Raw genomic sequence first — 23,447 nt, forward strand, 5'->3', positions numbered from 1 at the left:
GAAAACAGGGTGATGTTAAATGGGACCGCTACGGGAACGGTCCCGTTCGAGTTTACCCGTTTGAAAGGCCCCACCCGCCATGGCAACGCCTCCGCCCCCGCCCGGACAGCTGCAGCGCCGCCTTGGCGTGGTCGATTCCACCGCGATCGGGCTGGGCTCGATGCTGGGCGCGGGAGTGTTCGTGGTGTTCTCCCCGGCCGCGGCCCTGGCCGGTCCGCTGCTGACTCTCGCGGTGGCCGTGGCCGGCGTGGTGGCTTACTGCAACGCCGTCGCGTCGGCACAGTTGGCCGCCAAGTACCCCTCCAGCGGCGGGACCTACGTCTATGGCCGCAGGCAGCTGGGTGAATGGCCGGGCTTCATCGCCGGCTGGGGATTCGTCACGGGCAAGACCGCTTCCTGCGCGGCGATGGCGCTCACTTTCGGGCATTACCTCGCGCCCGGCTTTGCCACCCCGGTGGCGGTTGCCGCCGTCGTCGTGCTGACCGGAGTGAACCTGCTTGGCATTACCCGCACGGCGCTGTTGACCAAGGTCCTGCTCGCCATGGTGCTCGCCACGATCGCGTTCGTGGCGGCGGCAGCGCTGACTGGCCCTCACCCGGCGGCCGACGCGGCGGCGGCCGGGACCGCCGACGGCCAGAATGTGTGGGGCGTGCTGCCGGCCGCCGGGCTGATCTTCTTCGCCTTTGCGGGGTACGCCCGGATCGCCACGCTGGGCGAAGAGGTCAAGGATCCCGGCCGCACCATCCCCCGGGCCATCCTCGCCGCCCTCGGCGGGGCCTTCGTGATCTACCTGGGACTCGCAGTGCTCTTGCAGTGGCACCTTCCCGCGGCCCAACTGGCCGGCTCGACGGCGCCGCTGCTCGACGCCGTCAGCAGCTCACGGCTCAGCGCCGGCGCTCCGCTGGTCCAGGCCGGGGCGGCGGCAGCGTGCCTCGGAGCCCTGCTGGCCCTGATTACGGGCGTGGGCCGGACGGCGATGGCGATGGCCCGGGAACGGGACCTGCCCGCTCCGCTGGCCCGGGTGGGCGGGGCGCACACCGTTCCGATCACGGCCGAACTGACCGTCGCGGCCTCGGTCATCGTGCTGCTGCTGACCACCAACGTCCTGACCGTGGTGGGCTTCTCCAGTTTCGGCGTCCTGGTCTATTACGCGGTGACGAATGCCGCCGCTTTCACCCTGAGCTCGCGCCCGTGGCATGCCCCGCGCTGGCTCAATGTGCTGGGGTTCCTCGGTTGCCTGCTGCTGGCGGTGACCCTGCCGCCGGCCTCGGCGCTGGGCATGGCCGCCGTGCTCGCGGCAGGGATCGCGGCCCGGTTCCTTGTGCTGCGGCGCAGGAGGGCCTCGGCGGGGTAGGAGAGCCGGCGGCTACGCCTTCAGGACCCGGACGTGCAGGTCTTCCTCGGCCGGTGCCCAGGTTGCCGGGTCGGCGTCGACCTGCTCCCCGGTGCGGATGTCCTTGACCTGGTGCTTGCCGTCGTCGTCGGTGAACCAGACGAAGGGGATGCCGCGGCGGTCCGCGAACTTGATCTGCTTGCCGAATTTCTCGGCCTTCGCCGCGACCTCGGTGGAGATGCCGCGGGCGCGCAGCTGCGCGGCGACATCCTGCGCTGCGCCCCAGCTGTCATCGCTGTTAAGGGCCACCAGCACGGCGGTGGGCACCGTGCGGGACGCCTTGGCCAGCTCCTGGCTGAGGATGCGGGAGACCAGCCTGGTCACGCCGATCGACAGTCCGACGCCGGGGAACTTGCGGCTGCCCTTGCTGGCCAGCGCGTCGTAGCGGCCGCCGGAGCAGATCGAGCCGAGCTGTTCGTGGCCCACGAGCACGGTTTCCACCACGGTGCCGGTGTAGTAGTCCAGGCCGCGGGCGATGCTGAGGTCGGCGACCACCTTGCCCGGGGCGCGCTGGACGGCGGCGGCAATGACTTGCTCCAGCTCGTTCAGGCCTTCCTCCAGCAACTCGTTGCTCACGCCGAGGGCACGGACCTGCTGCACGAACGAGGTGTCCCCGGTGCGGATCGCGGCTAGCTTGAGCGCGGCCTGCGCCTGTTCCTCGGTGGCTCCGAGCTCGGTCTTGAGCAGTTCCGCCACCTTGGCGGGGCCGATCTTTTCGAGCTTGTCGATGCTGCGCAGCACCCCGGCGGTGTCGCCCAGGCCGATGCCGTTGTAGAAGCCCTCGGCCAGCTTGCGGTTGTTGATCCGGAGCAGGAAGTCCGGGATCGGCAGGGCGCTGAGGGCCTCGGCGATCACCAGCGCGATTTCGACGTCGTAGCGGAACGGCAGCTCGCCGTCGCCGACGATGTCGATGTCCGCCTGGGTGAACTCGCGGGCGCGGCCCTCCTGCGGACGCTCGCCGCGCCAGACCTTCTGGATCTGGTAGCGGCGGAACGGAAAGGCCAGGTAGCCGGCGTTCTCCACCACGTAGCGGGCGAACGGCACGGTGAGGTCGAAGTGCAGGGCAAGGGCGTGCGGGTCTGTTTTGTGCGACGGGGACTCTGCGCCCTCGTCGTCCTGCAGCCGGCTTAGTCCATAGACCTCTTTGTCGATTTCGCCTTTGCGAAGCAACTGCCCGACTGTCTCCACGGCGCGTGTCTCAATCGAGGAAAAGCCGTGCAGTTCAAAGGTCCGCCGCAGGGTGTCCAGCACATGCAGCTCCACCAGCCGCTCCTCGGGAAGCCACTCGGGGAATCCGGACAGGGAGGCGGTGCGTGCCATGGTGGAATTTTCTCCTCTGATTACGACGGCGGATACAACGGCCGCGGCGTCGCGCGCAGACCGGCCAGTCGTGCATAAACTGTGTGCGGCAGTCAGTTTATGCTTTTTGCCGCGCGCATCTCTAATGCGCACCTTTGAAGCGGCTGCTGCCGGCGGGGCTGTCGGCAGCTTGCGCGCTGCACAGCGGACGGCGCCCACGGCGCGCGCCCGGGTGCGGCCCTATACCCAGGAGGACCTTTGGCGGCCAGTTCAAGGAGCGCCCGCGAAGCCAAGCGGCGCGTCCAGCAGATGGAGGCAAAGCGTGAGCTGCGCCGGGAGCAGGACAAACGCCGGAAGCGCGACAATGTCCTCGCTACCGCCGGCGGCGCCGCCGCCCTGGTCCTGGCGATCGTGCTGCAGCTGACAGTGTTTTCCGGCAACCCGACCGAGGACGAGTTCAAGGCCGCGGAGGCCGGGCTGAAGAGCCCGTCGGCGTCCGCCACGCCCTCCGCCAGCGCCAGCAACGGCCCGAACATTCCGAAACCGGAAACCGCGGCGGGAAAGACCTTCACCGGAGAGCTTGCGCTCAACCGGGGCACCGTCGGCGTCGAGCTTGACGGAACCAAGGCCCCGCAGGCGGCCGCGGTGTTCAAATCGCTCGCAGACCAGAACTTCTTCAACGGCGTCAACTGCCACCGGCTCACGACCGCCGACTCGTTCGGTGTGCTGCAGTGCGGCTCCAAGTCCGGGGACGGCAACAGTGATCCCGCGTTCACCTGGGGTCCGCTGGAGAACACCCCGGTCGATAACAAGTACCCGGCCGGCACCATCGCCGTCGCACGGACCGGCGGCAACGCCTACGGCAACGGAACCCAGTTCTTCATCGTCTACAAGGACACTGTGATCCCGGCGGATGCCGCCGGCGGCTACACGGTGGTCGGCAAGGTCACGTCCGGGCTGGACGTGGTGGGCAAGATCGCGGCGGCCGGCGTTAAACCGGGTGCCAGCGCCACCGACGGCGCACCTGTGGAACCAGTCACGATAGACTCGTTCTCTCTGAAGTAACCTGCCGGGGCCCTCGTGGCCGCGGTGCCGGTATTTCCCTCCAAGCGAAAGACTTCTAGCGGTGACAGACAGTCAGAAATCCGACGAAACAGTGGCAGCAGCTGCCAACGAGACCGAAGCCGAGGTTGCGGTGACCGAAGCGGCCAACGAGGCGATCCCGGCGGCGGAGCCCGCAGCCGAGCCCGCAGCCGTGCAGGACCCGGCGTCCGCCCCGGCTGAGGCTGAGCCGGAGGCTACGGCCGAGGTCGAGGCGCCGTCCGCTCCTGCCGCGGAGCCCGCCGTCGCACCGGCACCTGCGCCCGCACCGGCACCTGCGCCGCGTCCGGCGCCGTCGCCCGCTGCTTTTGCGGCCCGGCCGAAGGCATCACCGTCCGTCGCCGCGCCGGCCGCCACGCCCGCCTCCAGCGCGGCGTCGCTTGCGGAGGCTGCACGTTGGGGCCGGGTGGAGGGCGACGGCCAGGTGTTCCTGACCATTGACGGCGAGGAACACGCCGTCGGCCGGTACCCGGGCGTCAGTGATGACGAGGCGCTGGGCTACTTCGCCCGCAAGTACGACGACGTCCTGGCGCAGATCGTCCTGCTCGAGCAGCGCGTGGCCTCCAAGGCCCCCGCCGCGGACATGCAGAAGACCGTGACACACCTGCGCGAGCAGCTGGCCGAACGGAACATGGTGGGCGACCTCCGTGCCGCCGAGGGCCGCCTGGACACGCTGTCCGGCCAGATCACCGAACTGGAAAAGGCCGAAAAGGCCGAGCACGACGCCGTGCGGGCCGCCGAACTGGCCGCCCGCGAGGCGATCGTCGCCGAGGCCGAGGAGATCGCCGGGCACGACCCGGCGCAGATCCAGTGGAAGACCTCCAGCGCCCGGATGAACGAGCTCTTCGAGAGCTGGAAAACCGCGCAGAAGAGCGGTGTCCGGCTCGGCCGCAGCAACGAGGACGCGCTGTGGAAGCGGTTCCGCGCCGCCCGCACCGTCTTTGACCGCCACCGCCGCGCCTACTTCTCCCAGCTGGACAGCAACAACTCCGCTGCCAAGGCCGCCAAGGAGAAGCTGATCACCGAGGCCGAGGCCCTGTCGTCCTCGACCGACTGGGGCTACGCCGCCGGCGAGTACCGCCGCCTGATGGACCAGTGGAAGGCTTCCCCCCGCGCTAGCCGCAAGGACGACGACGCGCTCTGGGCCCGGTTCCGGGCCGCGCAGGACGTCTTCTTCACGAACCGGCAGGCAGCCAACGAGGAGATCGACCAGGAGTACGGTGCGAACCTCGTGGTGAAGGAAGCCCTGCTGGTGGAAGCCAACGAGCTGCTCCCCATCAAGGACCTCGCCGCCGCCAAGAAGGCGTTGCAGTCCATCCGCGACCGCTGGGAGGAAGCCGGCAAGGTTCCGCGCGCGGACATGGGCCGGATTGAGGCCGGCCTGCGGAAGGTGGAGGACGCGGTCCGCCACGCCGAGGATGAGAACTGGAAGCGTTCCAACCCGGAAACGAAGGCACGCACCAACAGTGCCCTCTCGCAGCTGGAGTCGGCCATCACCGGGTTGAAGGAAGACCTGGCCAAGGCGGAGAAGGCCGGCGACGAACGCAAGATCAAGGCGGCCAAGGAGGCCCTCGAGGCACGCCAGGCCTGGCTGGAGCAGCTCGAGCGCTCCGCCAGCGAGCTCTCCTAGCCCCAGCCGCAGAGCATCTGCCGCCGGCCTTCACGGCCGGCCGGAACAGGCCCCGCCCCGGTTATCCACATGACCGGCGCGGGGCCTGTTCCGCATTCCGGACAAAGCGGCACGATGGCTGGATGGCCCCCCTGCCCGGCTTCCCTGCTTCCGGTCTACCCGCTTCCGGTCTCCCCGCTTCCGGTCCCGCTGTGTCCGGACCCGCTGCCCGCCAGGCTTCGCACGAGCCCACCGGAGCGCCGCCGGAGGTGCTCTACTCCCCCGGGTCGCTGTTCTCCTGGGCCGAACTCCAGGCCATGGCTGCCGACGGCGTGCTGACGCGGCTCTCGCAGCGCGGCTATCTCCCGCCCGGCGCCGCGTCCACCCCTCAACTGCGGGCCCGGGCCGCGGCCTGCACCATCCCGCCGCCCATCAGGCAACGGGTTGTCGCAGGACGGATGACGGCAGCCTGGATCTACGGGTGTGCCCCGGAGCCGGACCGGATCGCTTTGCTCGTGGACGCCTGCCGGCGGGTCTCCAGCCTCAGGGCCACCCGAGGCTGCAGCTTCCACGAAGTGAGGCTGGGACCGTTCGACGTCGTCAGCCTCGGCGGCCTTATGGTGTCCAGTCCGCTGCGGACGGCGGTGGACATTGCCCTGCATGTGGATTCCGAGCGTGCCCTGCCCGCCCTGGGAGCCCTCCTCGCCGCCCCGGAGCTCGACGTGCCGCTGCGGCTGCTCGTCCGGGCTGTCCAAGCGAGCCCGCGGTTGCCGTTCAAGAAGGAGGCGCTGGCCAAGCTTGCGGCCCTCCCCTCCGGGCAGGGCCGCAACAACGCGGGGCGCGGCTAGCTGCGGCGGCGGTTGCCGGTGGTGCGGTAGACGTCGAAGACGCCGTCAATGCGCCGCACGGCGCTGAGCACGTGGCTGAGGTACTTCGGATCACCCATCTCGAAGGCGAACTTGGAGATCGCCACCCGGTCCGTGGAGGTGTGTACGCTCGCGGCCAGGATGTTCACGTGGTTTTCCGACAAGACGCGGGTGACGTCGGAGAGCAGCGACTTGCGGTCCAGCGCCTCGACCTGGATTTCCACCAGGAACACGCTGGACTGCGTCGGCGCCCACTCGACCTCGACGATCCGGTCCGGCTGGTCCATCAGGCCGGAGACGTTGGTGCAGTCGGTCCGGTGCACCGAGACTCCGGAGCCGCGGGTCACGAAGCCCAGGATCGGGTCCGGCGGCACCGGGGTGCAGCAGCGTGCCAGTTTCACCCAGACGTCGTCGACGCCGCGGACCACAACACCAGAGTCGGAGTATCTGGTCTTGGTGACCTGGGTGGGGATCGAGACCTCGGTCAGGTCGTCCTCGGGCGTGTCATTGCCGCCGAGGCTCTCGACCAGCCGTTCCATCACGGACTGGGCCGAGGTGTGCCCGTCGCCCACCCCTGCATAGAGCCCGGAGATGTCCGTGTACTTGAAGTCTTCAGCAATGGCGGCGAGGGCGTCGTGGGTCATCAGGCGCTGCAGCGGAAGGTTCTGCTTGCGCATCGCCTTGGTCAGCAGTTCCTTGCCGCGGTCGATTGCCTCTTCGCGGCGTTCCTTGCTGAACCACTGCCGGATCTTGTTGCGTGCCCGGGCGCTCTTGACGAAGTGCTGCCAGTCCTGGCTGGGACCGGCGCCCTCGGCCTTCGAAGTGAAGATCTCCACCCAGTCGCCGTGGTTCAGTTCGCTGTTGAGCGGAACGAGCTTGCCGTTGACGCGTGCACCGATGGTCCGGTGGCCCACCTCGGTGTGGACCGCATAGGCGAAGTCCACCGGCGTCGATCCGGCAGGAAGGGCCATCACCTCGCCCTTGGGGGTGAAGACAAAGACCTCCCGCGCGTTGATCTCGAAGCGCAGCGAATCGAGGAACTCGCCCGGGTCCGAGGTTTCCTGCTGCCAGTCCACCAGCGACCGCAGCCAGCCCATATCGCCGTCGCGCGGGCTTCCCGGCCCGGCTGCGGTCCGGTTGGGCTGGTCCTTGTACTTCCAGTGCGCCGCGACGCCGTACTCGGCGCGGCGGTGCATCTCGTGGGTCCGGATCTGGATCTCCACCGGCTTGCCGCCCGGGCCGATCACCGTGGTGTGCAGCGACTGGTACATGTTGAACTTCGGCATCGCGATGTAGTCCTTGAACCGGCCCGGAAGCGGGTTCCAGCGTGAGTGCATGGCGCCCAATGCGGCGTAGCAGTCCCGCACCGAGTCGACGAGCACGCGCACGCCCATCAGGTCGTTGATGTCGTCGAAGTCCTTATCGCGGACGATCATCTTCTGGTAGATCGAGTAATAGTGCTTGGGCCGGCCGGTGATGGTGGCCTTGATCTTGGCCGCCCGCAGGTCTTCGGTGATCTGGTTGCGGATGACGGCGAGGTTCTTTTCCCGCTCCGGCGTCCGGTCCCCCACCATCCGCACGATTTCCTCGTACACCTTGGGGTACAGCGCGGCGAAGGAGAGGTCTTCCAGTTCCCACTTGATCGTGTTCATGCCCAGCCGGTGGGCGAGCGGGGCGAAGATCTCGAGGGTTTCCCGCGCCTTGCGGGCCGAGGATTCGGCAGAGACGAAGCGCCAGGTGCGCGCATTGTGCAGCCGGTCGGCGAGCTTGATCATGAGGACCCGGATGTCCTTGGCCATGGCCACGACCATCTTGCGGACGGTCTCGGACTGGGCCGCCTCGCCGAAACTGACCTTGTCCAGCTTCGTGACGCCGTCCACCAGCATGGCGACTTCGGGGCCGAACTCGCCCTTCAGGTCCTCCAGCGTGTAGGAGGTGTCCTCCACGGTGTCGTGCAGCAGCGCCGCGGCCAGCGTCGTTCCGCTCAGGCCCAGCTCGGCCAGGATGGTGGCGACAGCTACCGGGTGCGTGATGTAGGGATCGCCGCTCTTGCGCTTTTGTCCGCGGTGGCAGCGTTCCGCCACCACAAACGCGCGCTGGATGAGCTCGAAGTCGTCCTTGGGGTTGTTGGCGCGCACGGTGCGCAGCAGCGGCTCCAGGATGGGCGAATAAGAGGGCGTTCCGCGGCCGGTCAGGCGCGCGAGCCTGGAGCGGGTGCGTTCCCGGCGCCCCGGGAAGGTGGGGCGGGTTCCGGAGTTGTCCACGGGCACGGCCGCATCAGGGCGTCCGGGAGCCGCCAAGCCAGTTTGTGACCCCTGGCCGTCAGCCTTATCCGCCGGAGCTACAGGCACCGGCGTCGAACGTTCTTCCAATGAAGCACCTCTCACGACCCGTTAATAATTCAAGTCTATTCCCGCGGCAGGATACTTTTGTAACCGGCGCCCAACGACCGACGGGCCGGGGAACGTCGGGGACGTTCTCCGGCCCGTCGGGCGGGTAGGGCAGGACGTGGCGGCTAGGCAGTGGCCGGGGCCGTCTTGGCGGCGTTTTCGGCCCGCCGCTGCTCGACGCGCTTGGCCTGCTTGACCAGGTCAGGCTCGCCCTGGCGCAGCCAGGCGTACAGCGGGGCGGCGACGAAGATGGTCGCCGCCGTGCCGATCAGGATACCCACGAACAGCGCCAGCGAGAGGTCCCGCAGCGTACCCGCGCCCAGCAGTCCGGCGCCGATGAAGAGGATGGCGCCGACTGGCAGGATGGCGACCATCATGGTGTTGATGGACCGCACCAAGGTCTGGTTGACGGCGAGGTTGACCTCCTCGGCAAAGGTGCGCCGGGTGGACGACTGCAGCTCCGAGGTGTTTTCGCGGATCTTGTCGAAGACCACCACGGTGTCATACAGCGAGTAGCTGAGCACGGTGAGGAAGCCGATGATGGCCGACGGCGTTACCTCGAAGTCACTGAGCGAATACACCCCGGCGGTGACGAACATCGTCGCGGCCATGCCGGCAAGGGCGGACAGCGACATCTTCCAGGTCCGGAAGTACAGCGCCATCAACACCGCGGCAAGGCCGACGAAGATCGCAAGGCCCAGCAGGGCCTGCTTGGTCACGTCCGCGCCCCAGGTCGGACCGACGAACGTCGAGGTCACCTCGTTGTCGGTCACGCCGTAGGCCTTGGTGAGGCCCTCCTTGACCTTGAGTACCTCTTCGTCGTTGAGCTTGTCCGTCTGGATCCGCATGGTGTTGCCAGCGACATTCGCGACGCGCGGCAGGCTGCCGGAGACGACGTCCTGGACGGCCTTCTCGCCGAGGCCGGCGTCGCGGTCCTTGACGTTGGACACCGTGAACTCGGAGCCGCCGCGGAACTCGATGCCGAGGTTGAACCCGCCTTTGGCGACCGGCAGCAGGATGGACAGCGCGACGGCGACGGCGGCGATCAGGAACCAGATTTTCTTGGAACCGACGAAGTCGTAGGAGCGCTTGCCCGTGTAGAGGTCGTTACCGAAAGTGGCGAAGCTGGCCATTTACTTGCCTTCCTTGGACGCGCTCTTGGAGGAGCCAGCAAGCTGCTCCTGCTTTTCCGCGAGGCGTCGTTCTGCAATGGTCATCCGGCGTTCGGCCTCGGCCGCAGCACCGGTGTTCTTGGCGCGCGGCGCCGGAACGGGCTTGTCTTCCGGTGTGCGGATCCGTCCGGCACCCCGGTACAGCGGCACGGCGCCGAGCCGCTTCGGGTCGAGGCCCGAGAACTTGTGCCCCTCACCGAAGAACTTGGTCCGGGCCAGCACCTGCAGGGTCGGGTGGGTGAACATAAAGACGACGATCAGGTCGGCGATCGCGGTCAGGCCCAGGGTGAAGGCGAAGCCGCGGACGTTGCCTACCGCCACGAAGTACAGCACGAGGGCTGCCAGCAAGTTGACGGCCTTGGACGCAAGGACGGTCCGCTTGGCGCGCTTCCAGCCGTTCTCCACCGCCGAGATCAGGCCTCGGCCTTCGCGGAGTTCGTCACGGATGCGCTCGAAGTAGACGATGAACGAGTCCGCCGTCTGGCCGATCGCCACGATGATGCCGGCGACGCCGGCCAGCGAGAGGCGGTAGTTCTCGGTCCAGCCGAGGATGGCGATGGCCAGGTAGGTCAGCGCACCGGCGACCACGAGCGAGGCGACGGTGACGAAGCCCAGGGCCCGGTACTGGAACAGGGAGTAGACCACAACCAGCAGCAGGCCGATCAGGCCAGCGAGCATACCCATCCGGAGCTGCTCCCCGCCAAGGGTGGCCGAGATCTGCTGGTCACTCTGGATCTCGAAACTGATGGGCAGGGCGCCAAAGCGGAGCTGGTCGGAGAGTGCCTTGGCGGACTTCTCGGTGAAGCCGCCGGTGATCTGCGGGCGGCCATCGGTGATGACGGCCTGGGACCGCGGCGCGGAAATGACCTGGTCGTCAAGGACAATCGCGAACTGCGACTTTGGATCCGAGCCGCTCTGGCCGCCGGCGGCAACATAGAACTTGTTCAGCCGCTCGGTGATGGTCTTGAACTTGGCCGTGCCCTCGTCGTCGAACTGGATATCGACGGCCCACTCATTGGTGACGGCACCCTGGGCGCCGCGCTGCAGCTGGAAGGAGGAGGTCTTGATGTTCGAACCCTTGACCTCGACCGGGCCAAGGATGTACTTGATCGCGGGCCGGCCGTCGGAGGCCGGTTCGCAGGTCACCAGCGGCTTGGCCGGATCCGAGCGCTCCTGCTTGTCCTGGGCAGGGTTGACGCAGTCGAGCGCCTCAAACTTCTTGTAGACATCCGCGGTGACCCAGTTCTCGTCGCTGCTGTTCGCAGGGGCGGCGGTCGGCTTGGGCAGCTTGTCCTCCGGGGTGCGCGCCTCGACGGGGACGGCCGCACCGTCACCGGCCTGGATGACCGGGCGGAAGTTCATGTCCGCGGACGCCTGGATCAGCGCACGGGTCTCCTTGGACGGAGTGCCGGGAAGGCTGACGACGACGTTGCGGCCGGACTGGGTGCTGATTTCCGCTTCCGCGACACCCGAGCCGTCCACGCGCTGGCGGATGATCGCCACGGCCTGGTTGAGCTGTTCTTCGTTGATGCCCGAACCGCCCTCCACCTTGGGCGCCAGGATCATCTGGGTGCCGCCTTCAAGGTCCAGGGCCAGCTTGGGAGCCCAGCTCGCTTGCCCGGCCATGGTGCCGCCGGCCAGGACGGCCGTCAGGACGGCGAGCATTACGCCAAGCCAGACCAGCACCCTGCGGGCTGAGTTTTTGGGGCCAGTTCGTGCCATTGTCGATCTTTCTATTGTTTACGGAGGAACCGCCGGTGCGCCCTCGTCGGGCCCGCACCGGCGGATGCCCGCGCACTGAAGCTCCGCGGGATAGCTCAGGAGGCAGACTAGCTGTCTTTTTTGCCGTCGTCGTTCAGGCGGCGCAGGGTTTCGTCCGGCGTTTCGTTGCGGGACGCGTCACCGGCGACGGCGGTGCCCTCGCCGGCGGTGTCCACCGCGTCGGACTTACCGAGGGTCAGCGAAGACGCGTCGTCGGGAACGACCGTGGGCTCCTCGGCGGCGACGACCGGTTCCACGATCTTGGTGACGGCCTGGCGGTGCACGGTGGCGGTGTTGCCCGGGGACAGCTCGAGGACAACCTTGTTCTCGGCCTCGTCGATGTCGACGATGCGGCCGAAGAGGCCGAAGCTGGTCATCACCTCAACGCCTGGGCCGAACTTCGACTGGAGGTCCGCCTGCTGCTGCTGCGTCTTCTTGTTGCGGCGGAACATCATGAAGACGAAAACGCCGAGCATAACGAACAGGAGAATTGTCATTGGATCCAAGGGGAAAGTTCCGTTCTGTACTTGCGAGCTGGTTTCACAGCAACGTCCGCTTCGTTCCGGGGCAACCTGGCGTGGAACCTGGCAGGAATCCTGGCGGGTACGGGGCAAAAACCCTGCCCTGCCAATGGCGGCTAGCGGGAGCCGCACACGGAAACAAAGGCCCGAACGTGCCGAGCGTCATACCAGTCTAAAGGGAAAAGGTCACTAGCGAGTGCTATTGACTATTACGGATCCATTCCGGATCGACTTCGCCCTCAGCATCAGCCGCGAACCCGGCCGGACCGCCGTCGGCGTCGCCGGCCCGGAAGAGGTCTAGCGGATCCTGGCCGAACGCGCCCGGCGGCACCGCGAAGCCCAGGTGCGTCCACGCCGGCGCCAGCGCGATCCGTCCGCGTGGGGTCCTGCCGAGCAGGCCCTCGCGGACCAGGTAGGGCTCGGCGACGGTTTCCACGGTTTCGGTTTCCTCGCCGACGGCGATAGCGAGGGTGGAGAGGCCCACCGGCCCGCCGCCGAACTTCGTGATCAACGCCTCGAGGACGGCGCGGTCCAGGCGGTCCAGGCCGCGCTTGTCCACTTCGTACATATCGAGGGCGGCGGAGGCTGCCCGCGCGTCGATCTGCTCCACCCCGTGGACCAGAGCCCAGTCCCGGACGCGCCGCAGCAGGCGGTTGGCAATCCGGGGGGTGCCCCGGGACCGGCCGGCGATCTCACTGAAGCCGGCCGAGTTCACCTTCAGGTCCAGCAGGCCCGCCGAGCGGCGCAGCACCAGCTCAAGCTCCTCGACGGAATAGAACTCCAGGTGCCCGGTGAAACCAAACCGGTCCCGCAGCGGCCCGGGCAGCAGCCCGGCGCGGGTGGTGGCGCCCACCAGGGTGAAGGGCGGCAGTTCCAGCGGAATCGCGGTGGCTCCGGCACCCTTGCCGACCACGATGTCGACGCGGAAATCCTCCATCGCCATGTAGAGCATTTCCTCGGCCGGGCGGGACATCCGGTGGATCTCATCGAGGAAGAGAACCTCCCCCTCGGAGAGCGAGGACAAGATGGCGGCCAGGTCCCCGGCGTGCTGGATCGCCGGTCCGCTGCTGATCCGAAGCGGGGCGTTCATCTCGGCGGCGATGATCATGGACAGAGTGGTCTTGCCCAGGCCGGGCGGGCCGGACAGCAGCACGTGGTCGGCGCTGCGGCCGCGCATCCGGGAGGCCTCCAGGACGAGGGAGAGTTGCTTGCGGACCCGGTGCTGGCCGACGAAATCGTGCAGGTTCTTGGGCCGGAGGGCGGCCTCGATGGCCCGCTCCTCGGGTTCCTCTCCCCCGCCGACGAGGGACGGCTCAGCCACGGGCGCCTACGCGGTTCCCGGCGCGCGCGCCGTCCTGGCCCAGCCAGCGCAGCGTGGCGCGGAGGATCTCCGCCACATTGCCCTTCGCGGCGAGTTCCGGGGAGTCGGCCAGCGACTTGTCGATACTGGCGGTGGCGTCCTTTTCGGACCAGCCAAGGCTCGTCATGGCAGCGACCACCTGCGGCTTCCACACGGCTTCGGCGGACACAGCGGGGGCGCCGCCGTCCGCGTTGCCCGGCGTGCCGTGCGGCACCAGCTTCCCGGCCAGTTCGAGCACGATCCGGCCGGCGACCTTGGGTCCGATGCCGGGGACCTTGGTGAACGCCTTGCCGTCACCGGAGTGCGCGGCGACACGGATCGCTTCGGGTTCGTGGACGGCCAGGACGGCCAGCGCCAGGCGCGGCCCCACGCCGCTGACACTCAGCAGCACGTCGAAGACCTCGCGTTCGTCGTCGCTTGAGAAGCCAAATAGCGTCAGGGAGTCCTCCCGCACGATCAGGGAGGTAAACAGTTTGCCTTCATCCCCGACGCGGAGCCTGCTGAGGGTCTGTGGCGTGGCGTTGACGCTCATGCCGGCACCGTTGAGGTCGATCACCGCCGAGGACAGGCCGACGTGCGCTACGGTTCCGCGGAGAAAACTGATCAAGGCCTGGCTCCTGGTCTCACAGCTGGTCCTGGACCAGCTGAGTCAAGCCGGCGGGGTTTCAATCTCCAAACGCCGGCTATCCGAACATATCTACGAATACCCTAGCAAGCACCCGGACATTTAACGGGACATTCAGCGCGCACGGCGCGCTTTGGCCTCCGCGTCGGCCCAGGCGCGCTGCGCGGGCGTCAGGGACTGGCTGCCCGGTCCCGTGGTGGCCACAGCCGCACCGCTTCCAGCCCGCCACGCATGCGTGATGGCCAGCGCCAGGGCGTCGGCGGCGTCCGCCGGACGCGGCGGGGCGTCGAGCCGGAGGATCTTGGTGACCAGCTTGGTGACGGCGTCCTTGTTGGAGGTCCCGCTGCCGGTCACGGCGGCTTTGACCTCCGAGGGGGTGTGCAGCGCCACGGGGATTCCCCGGCGTGCGGCGGCGGCAATCACCACGCCGGAGGCCTGGGCAACGCCCATCACTGTGCTGACGTTGAGCTGGGAGAAGACACGTTCGACGGCGAGGACCTGCGGCTCATATTGGTCCAGCCACTCATCGATCGAGGTGGCAATGACCAGCAGGCGCTGGTCCAGGCTCTCCTCCGGGGAAGTGCCGACGACGCCGAAGGCCACCATGGTGGCCCGGCGGTTCTTCTCGACGTCCACGACGCCGATCCCGCAGCGGGTGAGGCCCGGATCGACGCCGAGGACGCGAAGGGTCACTCGGCTTCCAGTGCGGCCTGCACTTCGTCGCTGAGGTCGGCGTTGCTGTACACGTTCTGCACGTCGTCGAGCTCTTCGAGGGCGTCCACGAGCTTCATGAACTTCTTGGCGGCGTCGAGGTCCAGCGGCACCTGCATGGAGGGCACGAATTCGGCTTCGTCGGTGTCGTAGTCGATCCCGGCTTCCTTGAGCGCGTCGCGGATGGCCTGCAGGTCGGTCGGCTCGGAGTGGATCTCGAAGCTGTCGCCGTTGTCCTTGACTTCTTCCGCGCCGGCGTCGAGGACGGCCATCAGCACGTCGTCCTCGGTCAGGCCGTTCTTGGGCAGCGAGACGACACCCTTGCGGGAGAAGAGGTAGCTGACGGAGCCGGGGTCGGCGATGGTGCCGCCGTTGCGGGAGATGGCGAGCCGGACCTCGGAGGCTGCACGGTTCTTGTTGTCCGTGAGGCACTCGATCAGCAGGGCCGAGCCCTGCGGGCCGCGGCATTCGTACATGATCTCGGTGTAGTCCACGACCTCGCCGGTGAGGCCGGCGCCGCGCTTGATGGCGCGGTCAATGTTGTCAGCGGGGACCGAGGTCTTTTTGGCCTTGGTGACGGCAAGTTCGAGGCTGGGGTTGCCGGCGAGGTCGGGTCCGCCCATGCGCGCGGCAACTTCGATGTTCTTGATCAGCTTGGCGAACGACTTGGCCCGGCGGCTGTCCAGGATGGCCTTCTTGTGCTTGGTCGTCGCCCATTTGGAGTGGCCTGACATGCTTTACGCTTCTCCTCTGATCATTCGAATAAACAGTTCATGCACGCGCTTCTCCCCCGTGACTTCCGGGTGGAAGGAGGTGGCCAGCAGCTTGCCGGAACGCACTGCAACAATTCTAGCCGTCCCGTCGAGGGATTCCGGGTGGCCGGCCTTGGACGGTTCCACCTGGGCCAGCACTTCGACGCCGGCTCCGACGCGTTCCACCCAGGGTCCGCGGATAAACACCGCGTGCACCGGGGCCACTGCGCCACCGTCCGAGCTGAACTCCAGCCCCTTGAAATCCAGGTCTGTCTCGAACGACTCGCGCTGGCGGCCGAACGCGTTGCGGCGCACCGTGATGTCCAGGCCGCCGAAGGTCTGCTGCGGGTTTCCGGCGAGGTCGGTCGCGGGGTCGGCGATCTCTTCGGCCAGCAGGATCATCCCGGCGCAGGAGCCGTAGACAGGAAGCCCTGCCCGGATGCGTTCCCGCAACGGATCCCGGAGGTCAAAGACCCGGGCGAGCTTGTCGATGGTCGTCGATTCCCCGCCGGGAATGATGAGGCCATCAAGTCCGTCCAGCTCGGCGGGGCGGCGGACACCAATGCCGGCGGCGCCGGCGGATTCCACGGCGTGCAGGTGTTCACGGAAGTCGCCCTGGAGCGCCAGGACGCCGATCCGCAGGCCCGATCCCACGCGGGAAGCGGGCGAAGTAAGGGGGGTGGTCATGCTGCCAGCATAGTGCGCCGGGGTCCGCGGAGGCGCACCGGGGCGTGCCCCGGGACCGGCTTCCATGCCGCCGCTGGGATATATTACAAAGCATGCTCTACTTCAGCGTTCCGCTCGGCAAACTCGTCCGCCGGGTCTCCCGGCTCCGAGGCGGAGGCTCCGCTCTCCCCGGCCTGGTGGTCGAAAAAATCGACCCCGGCTTCATGCAACGGACGCTGTCCACGCTGCCCCTGGGTGTCGCCGTCGTCAGCGGCACGAACGGCAAGACCACCACCACCAAGATGGTCGTGGAGCTGCTGGAAAGCCAGGGCCTGAAGGTCTTCACCAACCGCACCGGCAGCAACTTCACCCGCGGCGTGGCCGCGGCGCTGCTGGGCGAGGTGGACTGGCGCGGCCGGCTCGACGCCGACGTCGCCGTCCTTGAACTGGACGAGGCCCACGCCGTGCACTTCGTCAACAAGGTCCCGCCGCGCTACTGCCTGCTGCTCAATGTCCTCCGCGACCAGCTGGACCGCTTTGGCGAGATCGACAAGACCGCCGAACTCCTCCAGCACATCGCGGCCAAGACCACCGGCACCGTCGTGCTGAACCGCGAGGACCCGCGAGTGGCCCGAATCGCGGCCACCCTCGATACAGCCACGGTCAACGGCCCCGAGGTCCGCTATTTCGGCCTCGACGATTCGCTGCTCAGCACCTTCCCCAATGACGACGAAATGCGCGCCGCCCCGGGCAGCCCGGTGCCGCCGGCCCCCGCCAAGCCGGGTGCCGACGTCGTCCTCCGCCGGGTGGGCGCGGACGACGCCGACTTTGAGTACGACGGCGCAACGGTCAGCACCGGGATGAAGCTGCGCGGCGTCTACAACATCTTCAACGCCGCGGCCGCGCTGACCCTGGCCCGGGCCATCACGGGCGCCCGCGGCACCGGTACCGACCACGCCGGCCTGCTGGCGGCCCTCGCCAACGTCGCGCCTGCCTTCGGCCGAGGGGAGAGCCTTGTGGTCGATGGCCTGCCGCTGGAACTTGTCCTGGTCAAGAACCCCAGCGGCTTCCGGCTCGGCCTGAAGTCCTTCCCGGCCGCCGGCTACGCCACGATGATCGCGATCAACGACAACTACGCGGACGGCCGGGACATGTCCTGGCTCTGGGACGTGGAATTCGACACCCTCCGCGACGGCGGCGTGGACCAGCTCACCGGCTCCCGCGCGTACGACATGGCGTTGCGGCTGCAGTACGACGACGTCGCGATCGGTGCCGTCGACACGGACATCGCACCCGCCCTGGCCGCGTTCATCCGCGGAGCGAAAGACAAGCCCAAGCGGATTTTCTGCACTTACACGGCCATGCTGGCCATCCGCCGCGAGCTGTCCAAAATCACCACAGTGGAGGTGGTCTCATGACCCCCGCGTCCCCCGAAACCCCGCACGAGCTCTCCTTCGGCCATGTTCTGCCGCCCGAAGAAACCGCAGCGCCCAGCAAGGGAACCATCCGGGTGCTGCAGCTCTATCCGCGGGACATGAACATCTACGGCGACTGGGGCAATGCGCTGGTCCTCGCCCAGCGGCTGCGCTGGCACGGCTACACCCCCGAACTGCTCGAGTACAACGTCGGCGACGACTTCCCGGCGGACGTCGACCTGATCGTGGGCGGCGGCGGACAGGACAGCGGCCAGCTGGTCATCCAGGACGACCTGCTCTCGCGGGAGACGGTCCTCAAGGAGCTGGCCGAGGACGGCACGCCGATGCTCGTGATCTGCGGGCTTTACCAGCTGTTCGGGAAGTTCTTCAAGACCAGGACCGGCTCGGTCATCCCGGGCATTGGCATCCTGGATGTGGAGACGCACGGCACGGACGAACGGTTGATCGGCAACGTCTCGGTGGCCTCAGCCGAGTTCGGCACCGTGCTGGGCTACGAGAACCACAGCGGCCAGACCACGCTGGGCCCAGGCGTCGAGCCCCTGGGCACCACCGCCAAGGGCACCGGCAACAACAGCAGCGACGGCCAGGAGGGCGCACGCTACCGCAACATCGTGGCCAGCTACTTGCACGGCTCGCTGCTGCCCAAGAACCCGGCGCTGGCTGACTTCCTGATCAAGACGGCCGTGGAGCGCAAATACGGCACCTTCGTGCCCGGCACCCCGGACGACTCCTACGCCGCACTGGCGCGGGAGCACGCGGCCCGCCGCCCCCGCTAAGGCACGGCGCATGACCCTGATCGCCCGCGACAGCCCCGCACGCCCCGACGTCCGGCGCCTCCTGGATGAGCACCTGGCGGACATGTTCGCGACGTCGCCGGCCGAAAGTGTGCACGCCCTCGACCACGGGGCACTGGCCGGCCCGGACATCACCTTCTGGACGGCCCGCGGCGACGGCGGGGTGCTGCTCGGCTGCGGGGCGCTGAGGGACCTCGGAGCGGGCGAAGGCGAGATCAAGTCGATGCGGACAGCGCGGCCCGCGCGCGGTCGCGGCGTTGCCGCCCTGCTCCTGGGCCGGATCCTGGACGAGGCCGGACAGCGCGGTTACCGCCGCTTGCTCCTTGAGACCGGGTCGCAGCAGTTCTTCGACCCGGCGCGGAGGCTCTACGCACGGCACGGATTTGTCCCGTGCCCGCCGTTTGCCGGCTACCAGCCGGATCCCAACAGCGTGTTCATGGCCCGCAGCCTGCCGGACAGCCTGCCCGGCTGACGGCAGCGCCGCAGGCCTCAGGCGCCGGCGTCGCTGTTCCGGAGCAGCCTGGCCAACTCCGCGGGACGGGTTGCCGGCCACCAGTGGCCGTTGTCCACCGTCACTACGGTCAGGTCCTCCACCCAGTCTTCCAGGCCCTCCACCAGATCCGGGGAGAGGAACGGGTCCCTGGCCGGCACCACCACCTGCACCGGCATGGTGACCCTGGCAGGTGCGGCCGGCTTGGCGGCCCGGTTCCGGCCGGCACCGAAGTTGGCCCGGTAGAGCGCCAGTCCGCGGACCGGGTCGTTCCCGACGTCGCGTTTGGCCAGTTGCTCGTAACGGCGGGTGAGGTACAGCCGCCAGGCGGCCTCGGGCAGCACCGGTGCCAGGAAGGCGCCGATGTACCAGCTGCGCATCAGCTGCCCGGCCAGTTGACGCCAGGCACGCGGGTTACGGATCCGTGCGCGCACCCAGCGCGAGAAGTGACGCAGGTCCGGGCCGGAGATGCTCGTATACCGGCGGATCAGGGCGGCGGCTCGAGGGTCCTGCACCGCTGCCCAGCACTGGATCGACCCCCAGTCATGACCCACCAGGTGGACCGGGCCGGCGCCGGCGTCCGCGAGGACGGCGAACAGGTCGTCCACCAGCGCTGCCAGCGTGAAGTCACCCGGGCTGCCCACGACGGCGGACGCGCCGGCGTTGCGCGTGTCATAGGCGACCACGTGGTGCGTCGGCACGAGCTCCCGGATGGCCGGCAGGAACACCCGGTGGTCGTCCGGATAGCCGTGGACGAACACCAGGGTCGGCACGTCCGGGCCCGGCTGCCGGCCGTATTCGAACACGGCCAGCTCGGCCCCGCGCGCCGCGACGCTCCGCCGTCGTTCCATCAAGGTGTCCATGGCTACCGCTCCTTCGTGATCAGCAGTTCGTGGGCGCCCGCCGCGGCCGCTCCCATCGCTTCGACCACGGTCTTGGTCCGCAGCCTGGTGGCCGCGTCCGCGGCGGCCCCGGCGCAGAGTCCCTGCGGGGCGTCGGCGGCGACCGAACACCAGCGGTAGGGTCCGCGGACAATCACCGACGGCGCCCAGGCCAGGTCGGACGCGGTCCAGGTGCCGGCGGCATCCTGGCTGAACTGGGCCCGGACCAGCAGTCCCTCGTTGTTCACCACGTAGCTCGGCGAGAGCTCGGTGATCCCGTTGCCGAGGCCGTAGACAATCCAGGTCCCCTTGTAGCGTTCAATCGGCAGCACCGAGTGGGTGTGGTGGCCGTAGACCATGGTGAACTGGCCGCTGTCCGCGAGGGCGTGCGCGACGCGCTGTTGTTCGGCGTTGGGCACGCTCGCATACTCGTCCCCGGCGTGCATCGCACCCAGCACGATGTCGGCACCGAGGGACCTCGCCTTGCGGGCCTTCGCGATCATGGCGCCGGGGTCGAGCATGTCCACCTGCCACGCAGCCTCCGGGACCTGTCCGTTCAAGCCGTAGGTGCCCTCGATCACGGCAACCTTTGCCGCCGCGGTCTGCAGGATCATGACCCCCTGGGCGTCGGCCGCGCTGCGGTAGGAGCCGGTGTGCTGCAGCCCGGCAGCATCGAGGGCATCCAGCGTGCGGACCAGCCCCGCGGTGCCGCGGTCAATCGTGTGGTTGCTCGCGGTGGTGCAGGCCTGGTAACCCGTCTGCCGGACGGCGGCGGCGATCTGCGGGGGGACGTTGAACGAGGGATATGCCGAGAAGGGCCCGGCGGGGGTGGCCACCGGGGTTTCCTGGTGGCAGATTGCCAGGTCGCTCTTCTCGATGTACCGGCGCTGGCCCGCCAGGAGCGGAGCGAAGTCAAGGCCCTTGGCACCGGTGGCGAGGGCGTCGGCCCGGCCCTGGTCCCAGAGCTGGGCGTGGACCAGCATGTCGCCGGTCATCAGGACGGAGGTGCAGCGGACAGCGGCGCAGGCCGGGCCTTTCCCCGGCGTCGGCGTCGGCGTCGGCGTCGACGTCGACGTCGGGACAGCCGTGCCGGGCGCCGTCCCGGGCGTGGACCCCGGCGCGGAACTTCCCGCGGAGGCCGCCGGGGCCGGCCCGGATCCCCCGGCTTGCCCCTGGCTTCCGGCCGAACTCTCTGCCCAGACTCCGCACGAGGCCACGGACGCGACGAGCGCCAGTGCGGCCGCCGCCGCGCCGAACCGCCGGATCCCCGGGTACCGACGGATACGCCCGATCCGCTGGCCGGAAAGTGGTCCGCGCAGCCATCGGTGCAACAGCGAGCAAAGAGTCCCCATGACGGCAATCCTACGGTGGTCCGGATCACAACACGCTCAGGGATTCATTGAGAACTCCGGCCTTACATGAAAGAGTCATTTCATGACCAATCCCCTCCTGAGCCCCAGCCCCCTGCCCTACGGACTGCCGCCCTTCGCGGACATCGAGGTCCGGCACTACGCCGAAGCGGTCGAAGCCGGCCTGGCCGAACACCTCGCCGAGATCCAGTCGATCGTGGAGGACCCTGAACCGGCGACCTTCGAGAACACGGCGATGGCCATGGAACGCTCCGGGCAGCTGCTGCAGCGGGCCGCCGCGTCCTTCTTCACGCTGGTCTCTGCGGACGCCTCGGACGAAATCCGCGAGCTGGAGACCCGCCTCTCCCCGCGCTTCTCGGCCCACCAGGACGCTGTGTACCTGAACCGGGGCCTGTTCGAGCGTTTCGCCGCCATCAACACCGACCGGCTCGACGCCGAATCAAGCCGGCTGGTGGACGAGTACCTCAAGGAGTTCCGCCAGTCAGGCATCCAGCTCGACGATCCGGGCCAGGAACGACTCAAAGCCATCAACGCCGAGCTGTCCACCCTGGGGACCGAGTTCGGCCAGCGGGTCAAGGAAGGCATGAAGTCCGCCTCGCTGCTCCTGGACGACGCCGCGGAGCTCGCAGGCCTCCCCGCGGACGACGTCGCCAGCGCCGCCGAAGCCGCGCGCACCGCCGGGCATGAGGGCAAGTTCCTGCTCACCCTGATCCAGCCCAGCAACCAGCCGGCCCTGGCGGCCCTGGAGAACCGGGAGGTGCGGCGTCGGCTCTATGAAGCGTCGATCGGACGCGGCAGCGGCGGCGGCAGCCTCGATGTGCTGGACCTGGTGAAGGACATGGTGCGGCTCCGCGCCGAAAAAGCCCGGCTGCTCGGCTTCGCCAATTTTGCCGAGCTCAGCGTGGACCAGCAGACCGCCCCCGACTTCGAAGCCGTGCAGGCCATGATGAACCGGCTGGCCCCGGCGGCCGTCCGGAACGCCGACGCCGAGGCGGAAGCCCTGGCCGAGGTTGCCGGACACCCGCTTGAGGCCTGGGACTGGGCCTTCTACTCGGCCCGGGTCAAGCGTGAACGGTATTCCGTGGACGAACAGGCCCTGCGGCCGTACTTTGAGCTGGACCGCGTCCTGAACGACGGCGTGTTCTTCGCCGCCAACGCCCTCTACGGCATCACCTTCCACGAACGCACCGACCTGGCGGGCTACCACCCGGACGTCCGGGTCTGGGAAGTGAAGAACTCCGACGGCACCGACCTCGGCCTGTTCCTGGGCGACTACTACACGCGGGATTCCAAGCGCGGCGGAGCCTGGATGAACTCGCTCGTAGAGCAGTCCGGACTGCTGAACACCCGTCCCGTGGTGATCAACAACCTCAACATCTCCAAGCCGCCGGCCGGCGAACCCACGCTGCTGACCCTGGACGAGCTGCGGACCACCTTCCACGAATTCGGCCACGCCCTGCACGGGCTGTTCTCCTCGGTCACCTACCCGCGGTTCGCCGGAACTTCCGTGCCGCGCGACTTCGTCGAGTACCCCTCGCAGGTCAACGAGATGTGGATCATGTGGCCCGAGGTGCTGGCCAACTACGCCCGGCACCACACCACCGGGGAGCCGCTGCCGCAGGACGCCGTGGACAAGCTCAACGCGGCGGCCCTGTGGGGCGAGGGCTTCGGCACCACCGAATACCTCGGCGCGGCCCTCCTGGACCTCGCCTGGCACGTGCTCGACGGCACGGACATCCCGGAGGACGCGCTAGAGTTCGAGGCCAAGGCCCTGGCCGCGGCCGGGGTGGCGCACAGCCTCATCCCGCCGCGCTACCGCACCGGTTACTTCCAGCACATCTTCGCCGGCGGCTGGTACGCGGCCGGGTACTACTCCTACATCTGGAGCGAGGTGCTCGATGCCGAAACGGTCGAATGGTTCAAGGAGAACGGCGGCCTCAACCGCGCGAACGGCGACTTCTTCCGGGCCGAACTGCTCTCCCGGGGCAATAGCCGCGACCCGCTGGAATCCTTCCGCGCCTTCCGCGGCCGCGATGCCCAGCTCGAACCGCTCCTGAAGCGCCGCGGCCTCGACTGACCCCCAGAACGCAAACGACGCCGGCCCGCCACCTGGAGAGGTGACGGGCCGGCGTCGTCGTTAGTGCCCGGTGCGAACCGCGCCTAACTCTCTTGGCTTAATAAGAGAGACTGCAGAGGCTCCATGGACGAGGCGCCTTGGCGCCGAGTCTGTGGAGAAGCAGTCGAACGGCA

At 68.3% G+C, this 23,447-nt stretch carries 20 protein-coding genes; 8 read left to right on the forward strand and 12 right to left on the reverse strand.

Translation table 11 applies throughout. The features are described 5' to 3' along the window. Window positions 1–79 precede the first annotated feature (79 nt). Window positions 80–1,354 carry an APC family permease gene (locus FFF93_RS08970; RefSeq protein WP_138769217.1) on the forward strand — a complete coding sequence of 425 codons (1,275 nt, stop codon included), beginning with the start codon at window positions 80–82 and terminating at the stop codon, window positions 1,352–1,354. Between the two features lie 12 nt (window positions 1,355–1,366). Here the strand turns inward: FFF93_RS08970 and hisS are convergent, their stop codons facing one another. Further along, window positions 1,367–2,713, reverse strand: a complete 1,347-nt coding sequence (hisS, locus tag FFF93_RS08975) for a histidine--tRNA ligase (protein WP_138769216.1) — start codon at window positions 2,711–2,713, stop codon at window positions 1,367–1,369. 237 nt (window positions 2,714–2,950) lie between these two features. Between hisS and FFF93_RS08980 the strand changes: the two genes are divergently transcribed. From FFF93_RS08980 to FFF93_RS08990, 3 genes are all read left to right on the forward strand, one after another. Further along, a complete protein-coding gene (locus tag FFF93_RS08980; RefSeq protein WP_138769215.1) occupies window positions 2,951–3,757 on the forward strand; it encodes a peptidylprolyl isomerase in 807 nt (268 codons plus the stop codon). Between the two features lie 61 nt (window positions 3,758–3,818). After that, window positions 3,819–5,423: a DUF349 domain-containing protein gene (locus FFF93_RS08985; protein WP_138769214.1), complete on the forward strand. Its 1,605-nt coding sequence runs from the start codon at window positions 3,819–3,821 to the stop codon at window positions 5,421–5,423. 191 nt (window positions 5,424–5,614) lie between these two features. Further along, entirely contained in the window at window positions 5,615–6,250 is a 636-nt protein-coding gene (locus FFF93_RS08990) for a type IV toxin-antitoxin system AbiEi family antitoxin (protein ID WP_222424616.1), read from the forward strand. Here FFF93_RS08990 and FFF93_RS08995 read toward each other — a convergent pair. The 9 genes from FFF93_RS08995 to pdxT all read right to left on the reverse strand — a co-directional run bounded on the left by FFF93_RS08995 (window position 6,247) and on the right by pdxT (window position 16,247). Then, a complete protein-coding gene (locus tag FFF93_RS08995) occupies window positions 6,247–8,640 on the reverse strand; it encodes a RelA/SpoT family protein (protein WP_395858380.1) in 2,394 nt (797 codons plus the stop codon). The two genes, FFF93_RS08990 and FFF93_RS08995, sit on opposite strands and share 4 nt — an antisense overlap. Before the next feature lie 143 nt (window positions 8,641–8,783). Then, window positions 8,784–9,791: a protein translocase subunit SecF gene (secF, locus tag FFF93_RS09000; protein ID WP_138769211.1), complete on the reverse strand. Its 1,008-nt coding sequence runs from the start codon at window positions 9,789–9,791 to the stop codon at window positions 8,784–8,786. Further along, window positions 9,792–11,552 (reverse strand): protein translocase subunit SecD, encoded by a 1,761-nt coding sequence (gene secD, locus FFF93_RS09005; protein ID WP_138769210.1) that lies wholly within the window; start codon window positions 11,550–11,552, stop codon window positions 9,792–9,794. Between the two features lie 107 nt (window positions 11,553–11,659). Beyond that, window positions 11,660–12,088: a preprotein translocase subunit YajC gene (gene yajC, locus FFF93_RS09010; RefSeq protein ID WP_138769209.1), complete on the reverse strand. Its 429-nt coding sequence runs from the start codon at window positions 12,086–12,088 to the stop codon at window positions 11,660–11,662. A 223-nt stretch (window positions 12,089–12,311) separates the two neighbouring features. Further along, a complete protein-coding gene (gene ruvB, locus FFF93_RS09015) occupies window positions 12,312–13,433 on the reverse strand; it encodes a Holliday junction branch migration DNA helicase RuvB (protein WP_138769208.1) in 1,122 nt (373 codons plus the stop codon). Continuing rightward, on the reverse strand, window positions 13,426–14,079 hold the full coding sequence (ruvA, locus tag FFF93_RS09020; protein WP_138769207.1) for a Holliday junction branch migration protein RuvA: 654 nt from the start codon (window positions 14,077–14,079) through the stop codon (window positions 13,426–13,428). Before ruvA ends, ruvB begins: the two co-directional genes overlap by 8 nt. Window positions 14,080–14,211: 132 nt before the next feature. Beyond that, window positions 14,212–14,790: a crossover junction endodeoxyribonuclease RuvC gene (gene ruvC / locus FFF93_RS09025; RefSeq protein WP_138769206.1), complete on the reverse strand. Its 579-nt coding sequence runs from the start codon at window positions 14,788–14,790 to the stop codon at window positions 14,212–14,214. Beyond that, complete coding sequence (locus FFF93_RS09030; protein ID WP_138769205.1) at window positions 14,787–15,542, reverse strand: YebC/PmpR family DNA-binding transcriptional regulator; 756 nt, start codon at window positions 15,540–15,542, stop codon at window positions 14,787–14,789. Before FFF93_RS09030 ends, ruvC begins: the two co-directional genes overlap by 4 nt. A 3-nt stretch (window positions 15,543–15,545) precedes the next feature. Beyond that, window positions 15,546–16,247 (reverse strand): pyridoxal 5'-phosphate synthase glutaminase subunit PdxT, encoded by a 702-nt coding sequence (gene pdxT / locus FFF93_RS09035; protein WP_138769204.1) that lies wholly within the window; start codon window positions 16,245–16,247, stop codon window positions 15,546–15,548. Window positions 16,248–16,339: 92 nt separating this feature from the next. On the opposite strand from pdxT, the gene FFF93_RS09040 reads away from it, so the two are divergent. The 3 genes from FFF93_RS09040 to FFF93_RS09050 all read left to right on the forward strand — a co-directional run bounded on the left by FFF93_RS09040 (window position 16,340) and on the right by FFF93_RS09050 (window position 18,928). Next, the gene (locus tag FFF93_RS09040; RefSeq protein ID WP_138769203.1) at window positions 16,340–17,644 is read left to right on the forward strand and encodes a Mur ligase family protein; all 1,305 of its coding nucleotides are present in this window, start codon (window positions 16,340–16,342) and stop codon (window positions 17,642–17,644) included. 116 nt (window positions 17,645–17,760) lie between these two features. Continuing rightward, window positions 17,761–18,438: a type 1 glutamine amidotransferase gene (locus FFF93_RS09045; RefSeq protein ID WP_261375418.1), complete on the forward strand. Its 678-nt coding sequence runs from the start codon at window positions 17,761–17,763 to the stop codon at window positions 18,436–18,438. Between the two features lie 10 nt (window positions 18,439–18,448). Further along, a complete protein-coding gene (locus tag FFF93_RS09050) occupies window positions 18,449–18,928 on the forward strand; it encodes a GNAT family N-acetyltransferase (RefSeq protein WP_138769202.1) in 480 nt (159 codons plus the stop codon). Window positions 18,929–18,945: 17 nt separating this feature from the next. Here the strand turns inward: FFF93_RS09050 and FFF93_RS09055 are convergent, their stop codons facing one another. Then, on the reverse strand, window positions 18,946–19,809 hold the full coding sequence (locus tag FFF93_RS09055) for an alpha/beta fold hydrolase (protein ID WP_186372120.1): 864 nt from the start codon (window positions 19,807–19,809) through the stop codon (window positions 18,946–18,948). A 2-nt stretch (window positions 19,810–19,811) separates the two neighbouring features. After that, the gene (locus FFF93_RS09060) at window positions 19,812–21,179 is read right to left on the reverse strand and encodes a CapA family protein (RefSeq protein WP_261375036.1); all 1,368 of its coding nucleotides are present in this window, start codon (window positions 21,177–21,179) and stop codon (window positions 19,812–19,814) included. 82 nt (window positions 21,180–21,261) lie between these two features. Here FFF93_RS09060 and FFF93_RS09065 point away from each other — a divergent pair, with 82 nt between their 5' ends. Further along, complete coding sequence (locus FFF93_RS09065; protein ID WP_138769201.1) at window positions 21,262–23,274, forward strand: M3 family metallopeptidase; 2,013 nt, start codon at window positions 21,262–21,264, stop codon at window positions 23,272–23,274. The last annotated feature ends 173 nt before the right edge of the window (window positions 23,275–23,447 follow it).

The sequence above is a fragment of the Arthrobacter sp. KBS0702 genome (assembly GCF_005937985.2).
Classification (GTDB): Bacteria; Actinomycetota; Actinomycetes; order Actinomycetales; family Micrococcaceae; genus Arthrobacter.